Here is a 16,152-nt window from a genome sequence, read left to right as displayed (position 1 = left end):
TTTCATATTGATTAAGTTGAAAACGGAACCTATATCGGTTCAATTTAAATAGTTTATTTATAAGAACTAAAACGGCCCAAACATAGGGCCGTTCATATTATTAAAAAACTCTAAACTATCTGATAAAAATACATATTGTGATAGGTTTTTACTTTATGGAAGAGTACAAGTAAACCTTTATACCTCTTGTAATTCGACGTGCTTAGCGCTGTAAGATTTTGTAAATGCAACACACCCCAAAAGTACAGCAAGTGGTAACACAGGATCAAAGATTGAACCATGAGATCCGAAGAATAAGTTAAGAATCATGACTAATGAACCACCAATAGCCCAAGCAATTGTTGTTGGAATAGTCCAAATAATGAGTTGTTTCTTAACCTCAGTCACCCCCATTAATCGATTAACAATATGGAATAGCGAGTCATTAAAGTAGCCAGCAAATAGAGATCCCATCGTAGCTGCCGTCGCTGCGAATAAAAGGTTAACGTCAGGAATATTCACTAAAACTGGGGCAGATATAGAGGCAGCGGTTATCATGGAGACTGTACCAGAGCCCTGAATAATACGAACTAACGTCGCAATAATAAATGGAATCATAACCGCAGAAATAGGAAGCCCTGCAACTTGGTTGGCAATCTCTGCGCCCGCACCCGTTTCACGCAATACGGCACCTAACGCGCCACCAGCACCTGTTACTAACAAAATGATGCCACAAGTGGAGATTCCTTGTTCCATCTTTTCATTCGCTTCTTCTTTGGTAAGGTTATTACCCAATGTGTAAACCGCTAGTAACGTCGCTATTGATAGTGCAATAGTAGGGCTGCCGATAAAAGCGATAAATTGACCAAATGTTGTTGCAGTCAGCCCTTCGAAACCGAAAGTCCCCTCTAATAAACCCATCACTGATTTCGCAAGTATAAGTAAAATAGGGATAATAATTGGAGCGATAGATTTACTTAAAGATGGTAGGTCTTTCGCTTCTTTACTTGCAATGTACTCTTTGTGATCATTAATCAGTTGCTCACTAGACTTCGAGAAATGTTCGGTTGGAATGAATTCAGGAAACTGCTTTTCTAACCATCTTGCATACCAAACAATACCCATGACACAAGGCGCTGCGATCATCAAACCAAAACCTAACATGCTGGCAAGATCGACACCAAAGATACCAGCAACGCCCAAAGGCCCTGGAGTCGGCGGAATAGCGTGATGCGCTACGACCAAGCCGCCCGCCAGAGCAACCGTAAGCGTTAAAATCGAGCGATTGGACGTTTTTGACAAAGACTTCGCTATTGGATAAAGAATGATAAGCGCGCTATCCACAAAGATTGGGATGCTAACAATATAGCCAGTTACAGCAAGAGCGGCCTCTTCTTTCTTTTTTCCTAACCACTTTATAAAATTATAGGCAATACTTTCTCCTGCTCCAGAAGCCTCTAAAATAGCCCCCATCATAACGCCGAGACCGATGACAATCCCTATACCGCCTAATGTTCCACCAAATCCTTTGCTAACGGTCGCAATCGTGTCGTCAACACTTAACCCACCAATAATACCTGCGATACATGCCGCAATTAACATCGCAATTAACACATGTACTTTTGTACGTAATACAAGAAAAACAAGGACTGATACGGCTACTATTAGTCCAATTACTGAGGTTGGTAACATTAGACAATCTCCATATTGTTAACAGAAATAAATTGTTGTAATACATCCTTGAAATTACTGTCTGCTTTAAATCCAAGCTCCAGTTCTTTAGTACAATCAATTTTTTGTGGCCAACTACTCACAATACGATCAATACCCGCATCATGCTCATAGGTAATATAATTAGAAAGTTGCTTACCCACTAAAGTGTCCATTGTTTGAATCATCTCAGCTGGTGTAGTTTGAATTCCAGGTAAATTAAGCGTTCTATAGGACAGATTATTTAACTGCTCATAAGGCATTAGCCCTGCATACTGAATATTGTCAACCACTCTAGACGGGCTCGATATCCAAAGTTTTAGCGTAGGGTCTACAGGACAATTTGATTCTTGAGCATTCAAAGGCTCACGAATAATTCCGCTTACGAAAGAGCTAGCGGCAAGGTTTGGTTTCCCAGGGCGAATACAAATAGTCGGTAAACGTACGGATACAGCTTTAACAAAGCCTTTACGGGCATAGTCGTTCACCAATAACTCACCTATAGCTTTTTGCGTCCCGTAGGATGACTGAGGATGAAGTGCTGTTATTGGTGTAATCGTTTCCGGAAGATCACCACCAAATACAGCTAAAGATGAAGCAAACGTAAAACGAATATTAGGGTTTACTTTACGGCAACGCTCAAGCAATAACTGTGTGGTCGTCAGATTTACAGCTACGCCTAAATCAAAATCTTGCTCAGCATGGCTCGATACAATTGCCGCTAAATGAAAAATGTGTGTCGTTTCGGCAGTAATAACTTGGTCTATATTTTCTCGCTTTGTCATATCCATGACTAAAGAAACGACTCGGTCATCAATGCCCTCTAAGCGCGACTTTTGAATGTCGACAATAGTAATACTTTCAGCTTTGTTTTCTTTTAGTAGTGATTTGGCAAGTAGGGTTCCGAGAAAACCCGCCCCTCCAGTTATGATAATATTCATAGTCACGACCCTTTGTTTTTGTAATTGGTTTCAAGTTATTTATGGATAGAAATTAAAATTGTTATAGGTATGGTTTAACCCAACTAAGGCCCAGCTGCGTGCTATGCCTTGGGTTGTATTCACAACCGATCCAGCCTTGGTAACCAGAGTCATCCAAAACATTGAATAGGTGTGGGTAATTCAGTTCGCCTTCCGATGGTTCGTGCCTTTCAGGCACAGAAGCAATTTGAATATGGCCTGTGTATGGCGCCACATCGCGAATCAACGTACTCAGATCACCGTCCATAATTTGTGCGTGATAGAGATCGAGCTGCAATTTCACGTTTGGACGAGCCACTTGTTTGATGAGTTCCACCGCTTCACGTTGATGTGCAACAAAGTAGTTCGGTACATCGCGATTGTTGAGTGGCTCAATCATCAGCTCAACACCTTGTTCGGCAAACTTATCCGCTGCATAACGAATGTTTGAGATAAAGGTTTCAATATGCTGATCACGAGTGAAGCGTGAATCAACAATGCCAGACATAGCGTGAACCTTTTTACAGTTCAGTGCCTTGGCGTACATCAGCGCAGTCTCGACGCTCGTTTTAAATTCATCCTCACGCCCCGGAATAGCTGCAAAACCTCGTTCACCTGCATCCCAATCACCTGGAGGCATGTTGAATAACGCTTGCTCAAAACCAAACTGCTGTATCTTGCTTGCTAGTTCTTGCGCTTCGAATGCGTATGGGAAAAGGTATTCCACCGCTTTGAAGCCCGCTTGGTGTGCTTTTTCGAAACGATCTAGAAAAGGAACTTCTGTGAATAACATTGTCAGATTTGCTGCGAATTTAGCCATTACTTACCTCTCCCTTTTAGGTCTTGAATCTCAGTATCCGTTAAGTAGCGGATGTTGCTGTCTTTAAGAATGAACGCTAGCTTCGCTGTCTCTTCTAGCTCTTCTGCGTTATCCACTGCATCTTCAAAGTCCGTACCCGTGATCACTGGACCATGGTTCGCCAGGAGGAAAGCTCGGTAGTCACTAGCCCGTTGCGCAAGTTCTTCAGCAATCTGAGGGTCGCCCGGGCGCAGGTACGGAATCACTGGCAGTTCGCCAATGCGCATTACAAAGTAAGGTGTAAAAGCTTTGATGGCATTCTCGCGATCTAGACCTTCAAGACAAGAAAGCGCCGTCAAGTAAGTAGAATGCAGATGCACAATCGCATTACACTTTGAGTTATTTCGATAAATCGCCAGATGAAAAGCGACTTCTTTTGATGGCTTTTCACCAGAGATATGGTTGCCATCAATATCCACAACCGAAAGCTCTTCAGCAATCAAGCGGCCGAACGAAGAACCAGTTGGCGTTGCCAGAAAGTGTCCATTAGGCAGTTTTAGAGAAAGGTTGCCAGCGCCGCCAGTCGCATAGCCACGTTCAAACATAGAGCGCGCCATAGTGACCATTTGCTCTCGCAGTTGTTGTTCTGTCATCAATTCTTTATTCATCACAACCTCACCTATTCAAAAAACGACTGTGCTTTGGCAAAGAAGTGTTCATCGCCGAAGTTGCCCGATTTCAGAGCCAAAGAAAGCTCGCCTTCAAGTGACTTCACCCAAGGTACACCTGGTGCGATTTGAGGACCGATATGAAAACCTTTTACGGCTAGGCTTTGGGTTACAACCCCTGAGGTTTCCCCACCCGCAACGATGAAATTTTTCACACCGTTCTGCTGAAGTTTAACTGCAAGTTGGCTAAAGAATTGTTCAACCGCGTGACTTGAAGCATGCGCGCCAAACTCTTGTTGAATCGCTTTTAACGCCGCTGCATCTGCGGTTGCGTAAACCAGTGGTGCGAACTCGCTTTCGATGTTGGTCATGACCCAATCAAACACTTGATTTGAGTAGTCTTCTTCCGTCAGACACGCCTTCACATCAATAGCAAAGTGTGGCGCTTTTTCTTTGTAAACAGCGACCTGTTGGTTGGTCATGACAGAACAAGATCCAGATAACACAACGGTTGGTGCCTTTTTAGGGTTCCCCTCTTGCTTCGCATCACTTTGATCTTCAAGGTTCTCTATCCAGTTCTTAGCAATACCCGCTGCCAAACCAGAACCACCAGATACCAGTTTTAGAGACTTCGCCGCTTGACCAAGTGTGACAAGATGCTCTGCATTGAATGCATCAACCACTGCGTAGCGGTTGCCTTGTACTTTTAGCTCTTCAAAGCGCTCAATTACCGCTTTTGGACCTTGTTCAATTATTTGGAAGTTCACCAGGCCAGATTTGCCTTGAGATTGCGCATCCATCATACGAACTAGGCTTGAATCAGTCATTGGTGTCACAGGGTGATTACGCATACCTGAGTCGCTTAGCAAGTCTTGGAATACAAATAGATGGCCGTTGTAAACTGTGCGACCATTCACTGGTAATGATGGGCATACAATGGTGAACGCTTCACCTAGCTCTGCAAGCAGTGCATCCGTTACAGGACCAATGTTACCTTCTGCTGTGCTGTCAAACGTTGAGCAGTACTTGAAGTAAAACTGCTGACAGCCATTTGCTTGCAGCCACTTAAGCGCAGCTACTGAATCCTCGATTGCCTCATCTACAGGGCAGGAGCGAGATTTAAGACTGATCACGACCGCATCTGCGTTTACATCAATCTCTTCTTTTGGAATACCGTTAAGCTGAACTGTGCGCATGCCGTTTTCTACAAGAAAACCTGCGATGTCTGTTGCGCCAGTAAAGTCGTCTGCGATAACGCCTAATAACATCATTTTTTCTCCGTTTTACGTGCGCTTATTTCTGTTTGTTTTCTACACCTGGAAGCTCAATACCATTAAAAATCTTGATAACGGCACTGTCGTCCTCCTGGCCAAAACCAGCATTGCTTGCACTCAAAAACATGTTTAGTGCTGTGCTTGATAGAGGAAGTGGAAATTTGAGATCTTTTGCTGTGTCCGATACGAGGTTTAAATCTTTCACAAAGATGTCGACCATAGATTTAGGGGAGTAGTCACCATCAACTACATGCTTCATGCGGTTCTCAAACATCCAAGAGTTACCCGCTGCATTCGTCACCACGTCGTACATCAGGTCAAGAGGAATGTTTGCACGTGCCGCTAATGCCATTGCTTCAGCACCAGCTGCGATATGAACACCTGCTAGCAATTGGTGGATAATCTTCACAGTTGCGCCTAGGCCAATCGCTTCACCGATGTTGTAGACTTTAGCTGCCGTTGCGTTGAGTACTGGTTCAAGTGCATCAAATGTGCTTTGCGCTCCCGACGCCATAATAGTCATCTCACCTAATTCTGCTTTTGCAGCACCACCAGATACCGGTGCATCAAGCATCACAAGATTGTGTTCTGCCAATTTCGCTTCAATTTGTTTTGCGTCTTCTGCTGAGATGGTTGCTGAAACCATTACTGGCGTATTCGGCTTAAGCGCTGTAGCAAGACCGGTTTTGAACAAGACCGTGTTAACTTGAGCTGCGTTCACAACAAGAACTAGAACCGAATCAAGCTTATCTGCAAACTCAACTGCATTTGTAGAAACAGCTTTTGCACCGAATGAACCTAACTCTTCAAGCGCTTGAGAATTTAAATCGAAACCATAGACATCTAGGCCTGCACGCACACATGACTTTGCGGCGCCCATTCCCATAGAGCCTAAACCGATAACACCTACAGATTGAACTTCACTCATAAAAACAATGCCTTCTGGTCTATTAAACTTTGTTAATTCTTGTTTGGTTGATGTGATTATATGTGAAGATTAATACTAAGACCTCGCTTTGAATCACATTTTTTCACACAAATTAACAATGTCGTGATATATACCTCTTTATGGGCAGAGATATTCCGAGCAGTTAACACAAGCGAAGGCTGTTCTTACAACGTTGAGAACATAATTCACAGATATTCACAACAAATGAAAAGATTGGTAGGATACTGAAAAACAAGAATATAGAAGTGAAACTATGATCCCAGCAGAACGTCAAAGAACCATATTATCCCTGTTATCACATCAAGAAGTGTTAAGCATTTCAGATTTAACCGACCACCTTGGCGTATCACATATGACCATTCGTCGTGATATCGTGAAGCTTGAATCCTCAGGTAAAGTCGTTTCTGTTTCTGGTGGAGTGCAACTCGCTCAAGCTCTACATTCCGAACTTTCCCATGATGCGAAGGTCGAGCAACAAGCGGATGAAAAGATTCAAATTGGTAAGCTGGCGGCTACGTTAATTGGTCAAGACGCTACGATTTACTTGGATGCGGGAACAACCTCTCTAGAAATCGCCCATCAAATAGCAAATCGTAATGATCTTTTAGTGATCACCAATGACTTCTCTATTGCTGCTTTCCTTATGACGCACAGTGAATGTGAGCTTTACCACACTGGGGGAAAAATTGACCGCGAGAACCAATCTACCATTGGAGGAAAAGTCGCAGAGTTCTTGAATGGGCTAAATATTGATATCGCCTTTATTTCGACTTCATCTTGGAGCTTGAAAGGCTTATCAACACCTAATGAAAATAAAGTTCTCGTTAAAAAAGCAATCATCAAGGCGGCACAAACCAATTATCTGATCTCAGACTCAACTAAATACGGTCAGATAGCGAGCTTTCATGCATTAGACATCGAGCAATTGGACGGAATTATTACCGATCGAAACCTATCCGAAGTGGTCACTCAAGAATTAACGGATAAAGGATTACGTGTGTATAAAGAGTAACACTACCTAAACATCTGAGTTCGCGTAACTTTTATACTCGTTAATTTATAGGTGCTTCCAATATACATAGACCGTGCTGTGTACTTTCTGGCAGAAAACACATCCTTTTGTTTTCTAAATTACCAAATTACTGATTACATCTGGATATGGACGCTCACTTCACTTTATCGCTGCTCGTCACTTGTCATCAAAAATCAAATTCACTGCAATTGCCATCAAAACTAAGCCTGAGATTGGCAGTAAGACACCTAATGGTGAGCGCTCGATGTAAGGCAAATTCTCTGCAATCAATAAGCCCCATTCAGGTTCTGGTGGCTTAACGCCAAGTCCGATAAAACTCAGAGACGTCAGGCTGAGCGTAATGTACGGCAAGCGCAGAAACGCGTGACGAATCAATGGCGGCAGCACATAAGGCAACAAGTAGTAGCGGAGTACTCGCAACTGACTGGTTCCCCAAATGGGCGCAAGATGCGTATAAGGCTGCGCTTTGGCTTCCATCAACAAGCTCGCACAGTGCGCCGCTAATGGTGCCCATGACACCATAACAATCGCAATCAAGGCACTGTTTGGGTTCATCCCCGTTAGACCAGCAATCAGTAGACCCGCCACGATGTATGGCACACCTTTGGTGATCTCAATTAAGCCTTGGCTATAACGAGTCACGAAGCCGAGCAGCAAACCAATCACCAAACTTAGGAACGTCGCGATGATGCCCATTTTGATTGTCGACATCATACCGCCACCAACGCGAGCAAGCAGATCTCGCCCGACCGCATCGGCACCAAACGGGGCAGCCAAGCTTGGCGATTCAAGGCGGGTAAATTGGATGGTGTAAGGATCGCGCATTAACGCCCATCCCGCACAACCAATCAGCAAGGCAAAGATTATGGCACTGACGATGCGTTTGGTGGTGCTTTGGGTAAAACGGAACGTGCTGTGACTGCTGATCAGCTTGCCACTTGTGACACTGTGCCCGAGTAACCAGCGTTGCAATAAGATGCTCGCACTGCTGATTAACATCGAGAACACCAACAACACCAACAAGCCGCCTTGCAGCATTGGCAGATCTTGTGACTTCGCCGCGCCTAAAATTAGTCGTCCGATACCCGGAATGGAAAACACCTGTTCCACAGCAACCGCACCGCCGGTTAAACCAATCACCGTCATTGCGATTTGAGGAATCAAGTTACTAACGGCACGCCACAAGGCAAAGCGTAAGATTTGAAACTTACTGACGTTCGCCGATAGCCAAGTGATCACCCAAGGTTCATCTAATACACGCTTGAGGCTGTCATTGAGCAAACGACCGAACAAACCAGCAGCAGGCAATGCCATTGCCAAACTGGGTAACCAGAGGTTTTGCACGCCTTGCCAACCATAAGGTGGGAACCAACCCAACCAAATGGAAAACACCATGATCAGCAGCGAAGCAATCACGTATTCCGGCAGTGAAACCAACACCGAACTGAGCGTGTCATGATGTTTGTCTAAACGATTCTGTTGCCAACGACGCACAGTGTAAAGCACGCTCGCCATGCACATTACAAATGCCATGCCCAGCGCTGTAAGCATCAGTAGTAACGACGTTTTTGCGGTTTGTTGAACGCTCTCCATCACGGATGCGCCGCTCACCCAAGAGACACCTAAGTCTCCTTGCATGGCAAGCGTCAACCAATCCCACAATCGCTCAGCAGCGCTGCGGTCAAGTTGAAGATCCTCTCGAATGGCTTGCAGAGCTTCTGCCGTCAGCAATTGTTGAGCACCCGCACGGGCACGGAGGATTGATTGGCTTGGATCGATACCTGCAATATCCGGCATCAAACCCACCAGCACAACCACTACCCCGAGAGACAGGAAGCGCGACAAAAAACGCGTAAACCATTCAGGCATACAAGCGCTCCAACGAGAGCGCATGTTGGCAACAGACGACATCGAGTTAGTTCACCTCAGTAAACTGGTCGATCAGGCGACGCTCACGTGGGTCGCGTTGTGCATTCTTCACGCGGTCACTCTCACCTTGGATTACACGCTCGTGAAGCAGTGGAATCACAGCGAATTGCTCAAGGATTTTGCTTTCTGCTTCGATGATCGCTTGTTGGCGTTTCTCACCCAATGGCTGACGATCAGCGTGTTTCAATGCAGCATCCACTTCTTCAGAGCAGAACTGACCTAGGTTGTAAGAACCTTTACAGCTAAAGTCACTTTGCATGTACGCCACTGGATCACCAGAATCCAACACTGTTGCACGTGACAACAAGAACGCATCGAACTTACCTGCTAGTGCATCGTTTTCGATTTGTGCGTATTCACGAACGTCTAGTTCAACCACAAAGCCAGCCGCTTCAAGTTGTTGCTTTAGCAGCACCGCTACTTCTGGCAACTCAGCACGGTCGGTAAATGTACCGATGGTGATCTTCTCACCGTTCGCGTGGCGCATTTCCATGGTTTCCATACGAGGGTTCGCATCACGAATTGGTTGAGCCCATGCCAATGCTGGACCTAACAGACCTTTCGCTGAATCGGCGTGGTTCTCGTAAACCGTTTTGATGATTTGCTCACGGTTAACCGCTTGAGCTGCTGCTTTACGCAAGCCGAACTGGCTAAACACATCTGATTTATTGTTTAGGTAAAGCGTGTTGGTACGCGGCATTGCGACTTCGTGCAGCTGTGAAGATTCCATCATCGCGATTTGCGAAACAGGAACGGCTTCCACTACATCCGCCTCACCAGTACGCAGTGCTGCAGCACGAGCAAAACCGTTTGGTACGTATTCAGCAAAGATACTGTCTACTTTTGCTTTTTCACCCCAGTAACCGTCAAAACGCTTCAGTTTTGCGCTGGTTGTCCCGTTGATTTCTGTCAGAACGAATGGGCCCGTACCTGCTTTGATTGGCACAACACGACCGTTTTCTTGATATGCAGCACCAGAAAGGATCGCTAGCTGTGGGCTAGAAAGACGGCTTGGCAACAGTGGATCGTTAAAGGTCGTTTTGATTTCAACAGTGAAGTCGTCCAATGCGCGAACTTGCCATTCGATACCGTCCAAGATGCGTGGTTTAGGTGCGGCATCTAATGCTTTTTGCAGAGAGTTCACGACCGCGTTGGCATCAAGCTCAGAACCATCGTGGAATTTCACGCCTTTACGTACCGTAAACTGCCACGTCATCGGGTCAACTTGTTCCCACTCTGTTGCCAGCATAGGTTCTGCTACCGACTGATCGTTTAGGTTCACTAGCGTTTCTGCCGTGCTCCAACGTGACAGTTTGAACGCGTCATCTGAAAGTGGCGATAAACCTGTGCGTGGTGGTTGCATCATGGCAACGCGAATTTCCGTTGCTTGCGGTGCAGCTGCTTTTTCCGCTTCTGGCTTGCTTTCGCCAGAGTCAAAACAACCCGTCAGCAATGCGCTTAAAGCCAGCGACAAAGCTAACTTGGGAGTACTAAGGTGCATAAGAAACCTCTCCAATGGTTTTTGTGAATTCATTACTTTTGTGTTGAGCGCTCATCAAGGCTCTCGTGATCAAGTGCGATGGGTTATTTGTCACGTTCTGTGCTGTGCCGTGCTCGACAACGCGTCCTTTGTCTAACACTAGGATTTCATCGCATAGGGTTTGTGCCGCATCGAGGTCATGTGTCACCAAAATCAGGCGCATCTGACGACTCTTTTGAATGCCTGCCAACAAGTCGAGAATCTGTTTACGACTGACGGGGTCTAAGCTGCTGGTTGGCTCATCGGCAACCAATACGCAAGGCTCAACAATCAAAGCTCTGGCGATAGCCACACGTTGGGCTTGCCCAACTGATAATTGCTGCGGGTTACGATCCAACAATGTGAGATCCAAACCGACATCCGCCAACACCTTTTCCACCCTCTCGTTGAGCTCTTGCGTCAAACCAATGTTGCTCAAAGGTTCCAGTAAAATCTGGCGAACGGTGTAATAAGGATTCAAGCTCGATTGCGGCTCTTGTGGGATCAGCTGAATGTGCTGACACAACTCTTGTCGCTGCTTAGCCGAGCTACGCGATAACGGATAACCACACACATACACTTCACCAGATGTGGGCTTACGAAGACCGAACAGAAGCTCAATCAAGGTCGATTTACCCGCACCAGAAGGACCAACAATCGCAATGTTCTTTGTGTCGATAGCAAGATCCAATTGTTCGAGCGCTTTAAACGGTTTGCCCCCTAACCAACTTGGTTTGGAGTAATAGTGAACACTGGCTTGCTCAAAGCGAACTTCCGCCGATTTAGGCTGCGTGTGCCCGCTCAAGTTGTGCTTAGTCAAAATAGGCTCCAGAGATGAGGTTAAGGCAGCAGTTGCGCAAGTTGTTGGCAGAAAGGATGCGAACTTTGCTGAATGGCTTGCCATGGTGCGCCATAAGCCACCATGGTGTTGTCCGCAATCACCAAAACTTTGTCACACGCCAAAGCCGCAGATAGATCGTGCGTGATCAACAAACCACTGATGTTGCGTTGCTGAACACTGCTGCGGAACAACTCAAGGATCTCCGCTTCGGTGATTGGATCGAGCGCACTGGTGGGCTCATCCGCGATGATCAAGTTGGCACTACCAAGCAACGCGATCGCAATACAAATACGCTGACGTTGACCACCAGATAGCTGGCTTGGATGCTGCGCTAATGCTGCTTTTGGATCCGTAAATCCGAGTTGAGACAGCAAGGTCGTCACCGTTTCTCGGTTTGCTGAAGACAAACGTGTTTTGTTGCCCGTCAATGCCAAACACAGTTGTTGCTCGACAGAGGCCAATGGATTCAGTGCTTTAAGTGCATCTTGGAAAATGACCGCAGGACGCTGCGATTGACTGCGTTGCAGCATGGCAGTCTGTGCGACTTCACTGCTGTTAAGCTGGATACTTCCGTCTACCCAAATATCAGACGGCAAAAAACCTGCGACGGCTTTCGACAACATGGATTTACCAATGCCGGAAGGTCCCATAATGGCAAGAACTTCACCTTGAAACAGCTCAAAAGAAATGTCTTTGAAGAGTGTGCGTTCTGAGTCTGTAAGGCTGAGATTATTAACGGAGAGTATTGGTCGAGAAATCACGGCATCAAACTAAATGTAATAATATAACATCACAAATAATATCATGCGGGTTAAAGCAAGGAAACCAGTCGGAAAGGTTATTTCATCACCTTTTTCAGATTTATCAACAAGGGCAGATAGCTCCCCCCCCTTGTGATAAGAACATCTAAGTTAGGTCATTTGTGACAGTGTGTATTAAAGACACTTTTGTTTAACTTGACCGAGGTATGGAAACAAGAAGACAAAGCGCCCAACGTAGAACAACGTGAATGCCAGCCATAAACCGTGGTTGCCCCAATATTGCACCGCAATAAATTGAGTCACTAAGAACAACACCATGGTTAGAAAGGTAGAGTTACGCACTGGTCGCGTCGTCCCTGTACCGGTAAAGATGCCGTAAAACGTAAGACCAAAACCAGCAACCAACGGGAATGCCAATAACCAAGGGCTCATGTCCAAATACAGCTCAACAAGATTTGGCAAAGTGGTAAATAACGACACCACTTGGTGTTTGAACTGCGCTAGCAGCAAGGTCAAGACAACAACGAACGCTGCGGTCCATTGCGTGTTTAGCTTAATCACGTTATCAAGCAATGTCTTATTCTTCTGCCCTACTGCTTTACCTGCAAAGACGCTCGACGCGTTCGCTACACCGTCGAACATGTAGCTGACGATAAAGGTCACTTGCATCATGATTGCGTTCGCCGCGAGCACATCAGAACCAAGCTGAGAGCCCACACGCGCCATCATGTTGAAGAACACCAATAGACACACAGTACGAAGCAGCAGATCCATATTGGAAGACGCAATGACTCTGAAATCTTTACGCGTCATTTTTGCTGTTTGAATGTAATCAAACAGCGGGAAGCGACAAGTTTTCAGCACCAGTACCGCACCAATAACAAACGTCGAAATTTGCGCGATAAGTGTCGCTACCGCAACGCCAGCAATGCCCATATCGAAGTACAACACAAAGACGATATCCAGCACGATGTTCAGCACGTTACCAAACACTTGCGTGAACAAGGTTTCTTTGGCTTTCGCCTGCCCCATCAGCCAACCAATCACGGTGTAGTTCAGCAGTACAAACGGTGCACCAAAGATCATGATATCGAAGTAAATCTTCGCGTTTTCGGCCACGACTGCATCAGGGGAGATAATCAGCTCTGCCCCCATCCAAATCACGGACTGCAACGCAATGAAAATCAAGCCAAGGCAAAGCGAAAGCACGAAAGGACGAAATAAGCTGCTCGCTTGATCTTCTGGGCTATTTTTACCTAATGCGATTGCACTTTGCCCCGTAGTACTTACGCGGAAAAAGCCAAACAACCAATACAAGGTGTTCATGATGACGGTGCCGATCGCCACACCACCAATCATCTCAGCCACACCGAGTTTACCGATCACCGCGGTGTCCACCGCCCCCAACAATGGTTGGGTAACAGTAGAAACAATGAAAGGAAATGCGATTTTAAAATAGTCTTTATGAGTCAGGGACATCTTAAATTATGAACGGGGTTAATTTTTATAAGGTCGCTATCATATGCGAATGGCGCCCGAACATGAACCAAAGTTCGCCAGCAAGGAATAGCATTGATAATTGATACAACCAGCCAACGTATTCTCATACCAAAGCTTGAAATAGGATAACGACTTATGAGAAAAGCCAAGTTAACTGCATATAAATGAGTTTCTAGTTTGGAAAGATTAGCGTTTGGTTGAGCATGGCAGATCAGAATGTATCTGCCATGTCATAACGGTAGTGATTGGTGAAAAGAGACCGTACAGATGATATTTAATGCTTGTGGGTTTCATCTGACAATGTTTAGGTCGATACCAAGCCTTATGTTCTGTAAAGCACCTTAGTTAGGTTTCCTTAAAGGCATAACCATTTTCGTGATGGGAATCACAAAGTACTTGTCCTAGTTTTCAACTGCATAGGACAATGACGCCAAGTAAAGAACGGAGTATAAACATGACGTAAGTACTTCTCTAGGAAGAGTATTGACTGACAAATTGAGTTCATCATCTTTATAAGAGTGATGTGCAAAGTAATTTCTAGATGTTACGAATTTAAGTAGCTGTGCAAAAGAGTATTTCATAGAAGGAGACCAAGCCTTACCAACGGAACAACGGTCAATATTTTCAAAAATATCGTTAGGCTTGCTGTTAAGCTTTGTCATAGCCCAATTATCATTATTGGTCACACTGCAAAGTACTTTTTTGTCACTCTCTGTTTCAACCTGATTTGATAATTCAGAAAGTACATCCTTTAGATTGTTCTTTTCATATGAAAAATTAGAGTAAATTAGGTCTCTGATTATAATCTCTGTTCTAATTGTAAAAATAAGCAAACAATCAATTATTCTAGGTTGAACTAAATGTATACTATCCCTATTATTTATTGATTCATGAAGGTCATAAAAAGAGCGCATCCACGGATCAAAGCTGTTTAAACCTTCTAACTTTAAATACAAAGCATCTAACTCTATTTTTTCATTCAGCCACTTGTTTTTTACTGGTTGAACATAAATTGGAACATATCTGGTAAATGATTCTCTAAACTTGATTTCTTCAAAGTCAAGAACATCTTTTAGTGTTGAAAAATATCCAGAATGACGCCCGCCATGAGACCATTTATCAAACACATCGTGCTCAGATAGACCAGCAGAGCAAAGCCACTCAAACATAAAGTAGATATCTTTTTTCAACTCTCTCAATCCAAAATTATAGCTGTTTAACTCACTACTTTTTGCCAAACCTTCCCAGTGCTTATAAAGCGTTAGTAAGATTGTCATATCTGACTCTAAATCGTCTCTAGTCGCTTGTAAGTGCTCCAGAACAAACGAAGATACTTCTCCATAAGTGCATTGTATGTCAGCCCTAGACAGAGCAAACCTTGAAGCAAAGGCTCTGTAAGTAGCTACTCTTTGAAATGTGCTTGAATAATTTAACACCCAATAATCATTCACTCTCTGATATTCAGCTTCAAAGTATGGCTTACCTTTTTCTTGAGCCAAGTACCTCTCAATAAATTTACAATTATTTACGGTCTCAAAGAGAATATAGGCTCTCCAATATGAGAGGTAGAACTCACAAGGCCTATACTCCCTACCATTTCTATGGCTTTTAGTTACTAGTGGATTAGATGGTCTAGATTTGAGGCTATTAACAAAGCTATCAATTAATATTGTATCGTACGGATGTAGTAAGTCAGGAAGCCCCTCATCTTCAGTGCTAATTATATGTATATCGGAGTATGTAGCCCCTGTAGCCTTCGTAGCTTCTGTACTTTCAATACCTCCTAAGTGAGGATAACTTTCCCACTCATTGAAGTATTCTTCAGGAATATCAATAAATAGCTCATAATTTTTATCATTAGCTCTGATTAAATCTATTAACTTTATGTTGTATGGAAGTTTATTAATTCCAAATGTTTTTTTTATATAGTTGTGGAACTTTCCGGAGCACATCCCACTGTGAATATGATGAGCCGATATATTGAGATAATTTAAGTAATAGTCACTTTCACTATATCTGATGCTTCTATACATTAGTACCTAACCTGACATTTTAACTAGACAAAAGTATCGTTAACAAACTACATACGCTTCATAATTCTAAGTATTCAGTTTAGCAGTATTTTGGTCAGACATGAGAAAAGACAGTGTATCCATTAGGTATACCCAAACGACTACGGTCAAACCTTGATCAAACAGTACCCAATAGGATTGCCTTTGATTTATGACCAC

The 16,152-nt window shown here is 44.3% G+C and carries 13 protein-coding genes; 1 reads left to right on the top strand and 12 read right to left on the bottom strand.

The genetic code is table 11. The features are described from left to right. Positions 1–177 precede the first annotated feature (177 nt). The 6 genes from R8O70_RS01875 to ltnD all read right to left on the bottom strand — a co-directional run bounded on the left by R8O70_RS01875 (position 178) and on the right by ltnD (position 6,317). The gene (locus R8O70_RS01875) at positions 178–1,671 is read right to left on the bottom strand and encodes a GntP family permease (protein WP_005375369.1); all 1,494 of its coding nucleotides are present in this window, start codon (positions 1,669–1,671) and stop codon (positions 178–180) included. Further along, complete coding sequence (gene denD, locus R8O70_RS01870; protein ID WP_085569322.1) at positions 1,671–2,630, bottom strand: D-erythronate dehydrogenase; 960 nt, start codon at positions 2,628–2,630, stop codon at positions 1,671–1,673. The genes R8O70_RS01875 and denD overlap by 1 nt, the downstream gene beginning before the upstream one ends. A 61-nt stretch (positions 2,631–2,691) precedes the next feature. After that, entirely contained in the window at positions 2,692–3,468 is a 777-nt protein-coding gene (otnI, locus tag R8O70_RS01865; protein WP_047101720.1) for a 2-oxo-tetronate isomerase, read from the bottom strand. Further along, positions 3,468–4,115 (bottom strand): aldolase, encoded by a 648-nt coding sequence (locus tag R8O70_RS01860; protein ID WP_005385078.1) that lies wholly within the window; start codon positions 4,113–4,115, stop codon positions 3,468–3,470. Before R8O70_RS01860 ends, otnI begins: the two co-directional genes overlap by 1 nt. A gap of 11 nt (positions 4,116–4,126) precedes the next feature. Further along, the gene (gene otnK / locus R8O70_RS01855) at positions 4,127–5,383 is read right to left on the bottom strand and encodes a 3-oxo-tetronate kinase (protein ID WP_318184041.1); all 1,257 of its coding nucleotides are present in this window, start codon (positions 5,381–5,383) and stop codon (positions 4,127–4,129) included. Positions 5,384–5,408: 25 nt separating this feature from the next. Further along, positions 5,409–6,317 (bottom strand): L-threonate dehydrogenase, encoded by a 909-nt coding sequence (gene ltnD / locus R8O70_RS01850; protein WP_213971305.1) that lies wholly within the window; start codon positions 6,315–6,317, stop codon positions 5,409–5,411. Positions 6,318–6,591: 274 nt separating this feature from the next. Here ltnD and R8O70_RS01845 point away from each other — a divergent pair, with 274 nt between their 5' ends. Then, positions 6,592–7,350 (top strand): DeoR/GlpR family DNA-binding transcription regulator, encoded by a 759-nt coding sequence (locus R8O70_RS01845; protein WP_005375354.1) that lies wholly within the window; start codon positions 6,592–6,594, stop codon positions 7,348–7,350. Between the two features lie 177 nt (positions 7,351–7,527). Here the strand turns inward: R8O70_RS01845 and R8O70_RS01840 are convergent, their stop codons facing one another. From R8O70_RS01840 to R8O70_RS01815, 6 genes are all read right to left on the bottom strand, one after another. Beyond that, complete coding sequence (locus R8O70_RS01840; RefSeq protein ID WP_412034570.1) at positions 7,528–9,282, bottom strand: ABC transporter permease subunit; 1,755 nt, start codon at positions 9,280–9,282, stop codon at positions 7,528–7,530. Positions 9,283–9,286: 4 nt separating this feature from the next. After that, entirely contained in the window at positions 9,287–10,801 is a 1,515-nt protein-coding gene (locus R8O70_RS01835) for an ABC transporter substrate-binding protein (protein ID WP_318184012.1), read from the bottom strand. Then, positions 10,791–11,639: an ABC transporter ATP-binding protein gene (locus R8O70_RS01830; RefSeq protein WP_086047266.1), complete on the bottom strand. Its 849-nt coding sequence runs from the start codon at positions 11,637–11,639 to the stop codon at positions 10,791–10,793. The genes R8O70_RS01835 and R8O70_RS01830 overlap by 11 nt, the downstream gene beginning before the upstream one ends. A gap of 20 nt (positions 11,640–11,659) precedes the next feature. Beyond that, positions 11,660–12,421: an ATP-binding cassette domain-containing protein gene (locus tag R8O70_RS01825; protein ID WP_213885192.1), complete on the bottom strand. Its 762-nt coding sequence runs from the start codon at positions 12,419–12,421 to the stop codon at positions 11,660–11,662. Positions 12,422–12,595: 174 nt separating this feature from the next. Then, positions 12,596–13,900, bottom strand: a complete 1,305-nt coding sequence (locus R8O70_RS01820) for an MATE family efflux transporter (protein WP_318184011.1) — start codon at positions 13,898–13,900, stop codon at positions 12,596–12,598. A 422-nt stretch (positions 13,901–14,322) separates the two neighbouring features. Next, entirely contained in the window at positions 14,323–15,954 is a 1,632-nt protein-coding gene (locus R8O70_RS01815) for a hypothetical protein (protein ID WP_069502505.1), read from the bottom strand. Between the last annotated feature and the right edge of the window lie 198 nt (positions 15,955–16,152).

It is taken from the genome of Vibrio sp. 779(2023), assembly GCF_033344285.1.
Taxonomy (GTDB): domain Bacteria; phylum Pseudomonadota; class Gammaproteobacteria; order Enterobacterales; family Vibrionaceae; genus Vibrio; species Vibrio alginolyticus.
This window is presented reverse-complemented; position numbering and strand designations above follow the sequence as displayed.

What these genes read in the sequence shown, in the direction of transcription:
- R8O70_RS01875 (WP_005375369.1), bottom strand. Translation starts at nt 1,671, where the DNA reads ATGTTACCAACCTCAGTAATTGGACTAATAGTAGCCGTATCAGTCCTT.
- denD (WP_085569322.1), bottom strand. Translation starts at nt 2,630, where the DNA reads ATGAATATTATCATAACTGGAGGGGCGGGTTTTCTCGGAACCCTACTT.
- otnI (WP_047101720.1), bottom strand. Translation starts at nt 3,468, where the DNA reads ATGGCTAAATTCGCAGCAAATCTGACAATGTTATTCACAGAAGTTCCT.
- R8O70_RS01860 (WP_005385078.1), bottom strand. Translation starts at nt 4,115, where the DNA reads ATGAATAAAGAATTGATGACAGAACAACAACTGCGAGAGCAAATGGTC.
- otnK (WP_318184041.1), bottom strand. Translation starts at nt 5,383, where the DNA reads ATGTTATTAGGCGTTATCGCAGACGACTTTACTGGCGCAACAGACATC.
- ltnD (WP_213971305.1), bottom strand. Translation starts at nt 6,317, where the DNA reads ATGAGTGAAGTTCAATCTGTAGGTGTTATCGGTTTAGGCTCTATGGGA.
- R8O70_RS01845 (WP_005375354.1), top strand. Translation starts at nt 6,592, where the DNA reads ATGATCCCAGCAGAACGTCAAAGAACCATATTATCCCTGTTATCACAT.
- R8O70_RS01840 (WP_412034570.1), bottom strand. Translation starts at nt 9,282, where the DNA reads ATGTCGTCTGTTGCCAACATGCGCTCTCGTTGGAGCGCTTGTATGCCT.
- R8O70_RS01835 (WP_318184012.1), bottom strand. Translation starts at nt 10,801, where the DNA reads ATGCACCTTAGTACTCCCAAGTTAGCTTTGTCGCTGGCTTTAAGCGCA.
- R8O70_RS01820 (WP_318184011.1), bottom strand. Translation starts at nt 13,900, where the DNA reads ATGTCCCTGACTCATAAAGACTATTTTAAAATCGCATTTCCTTTCATT.
- R8O70_RS01815 (WP_069502505.1), bottom strand. Translation starts at nt 15,954, where the DNA reads ATGTATAGAAGCATCAGATATAGTGAAAGTGACTATTACTTAAATTAT.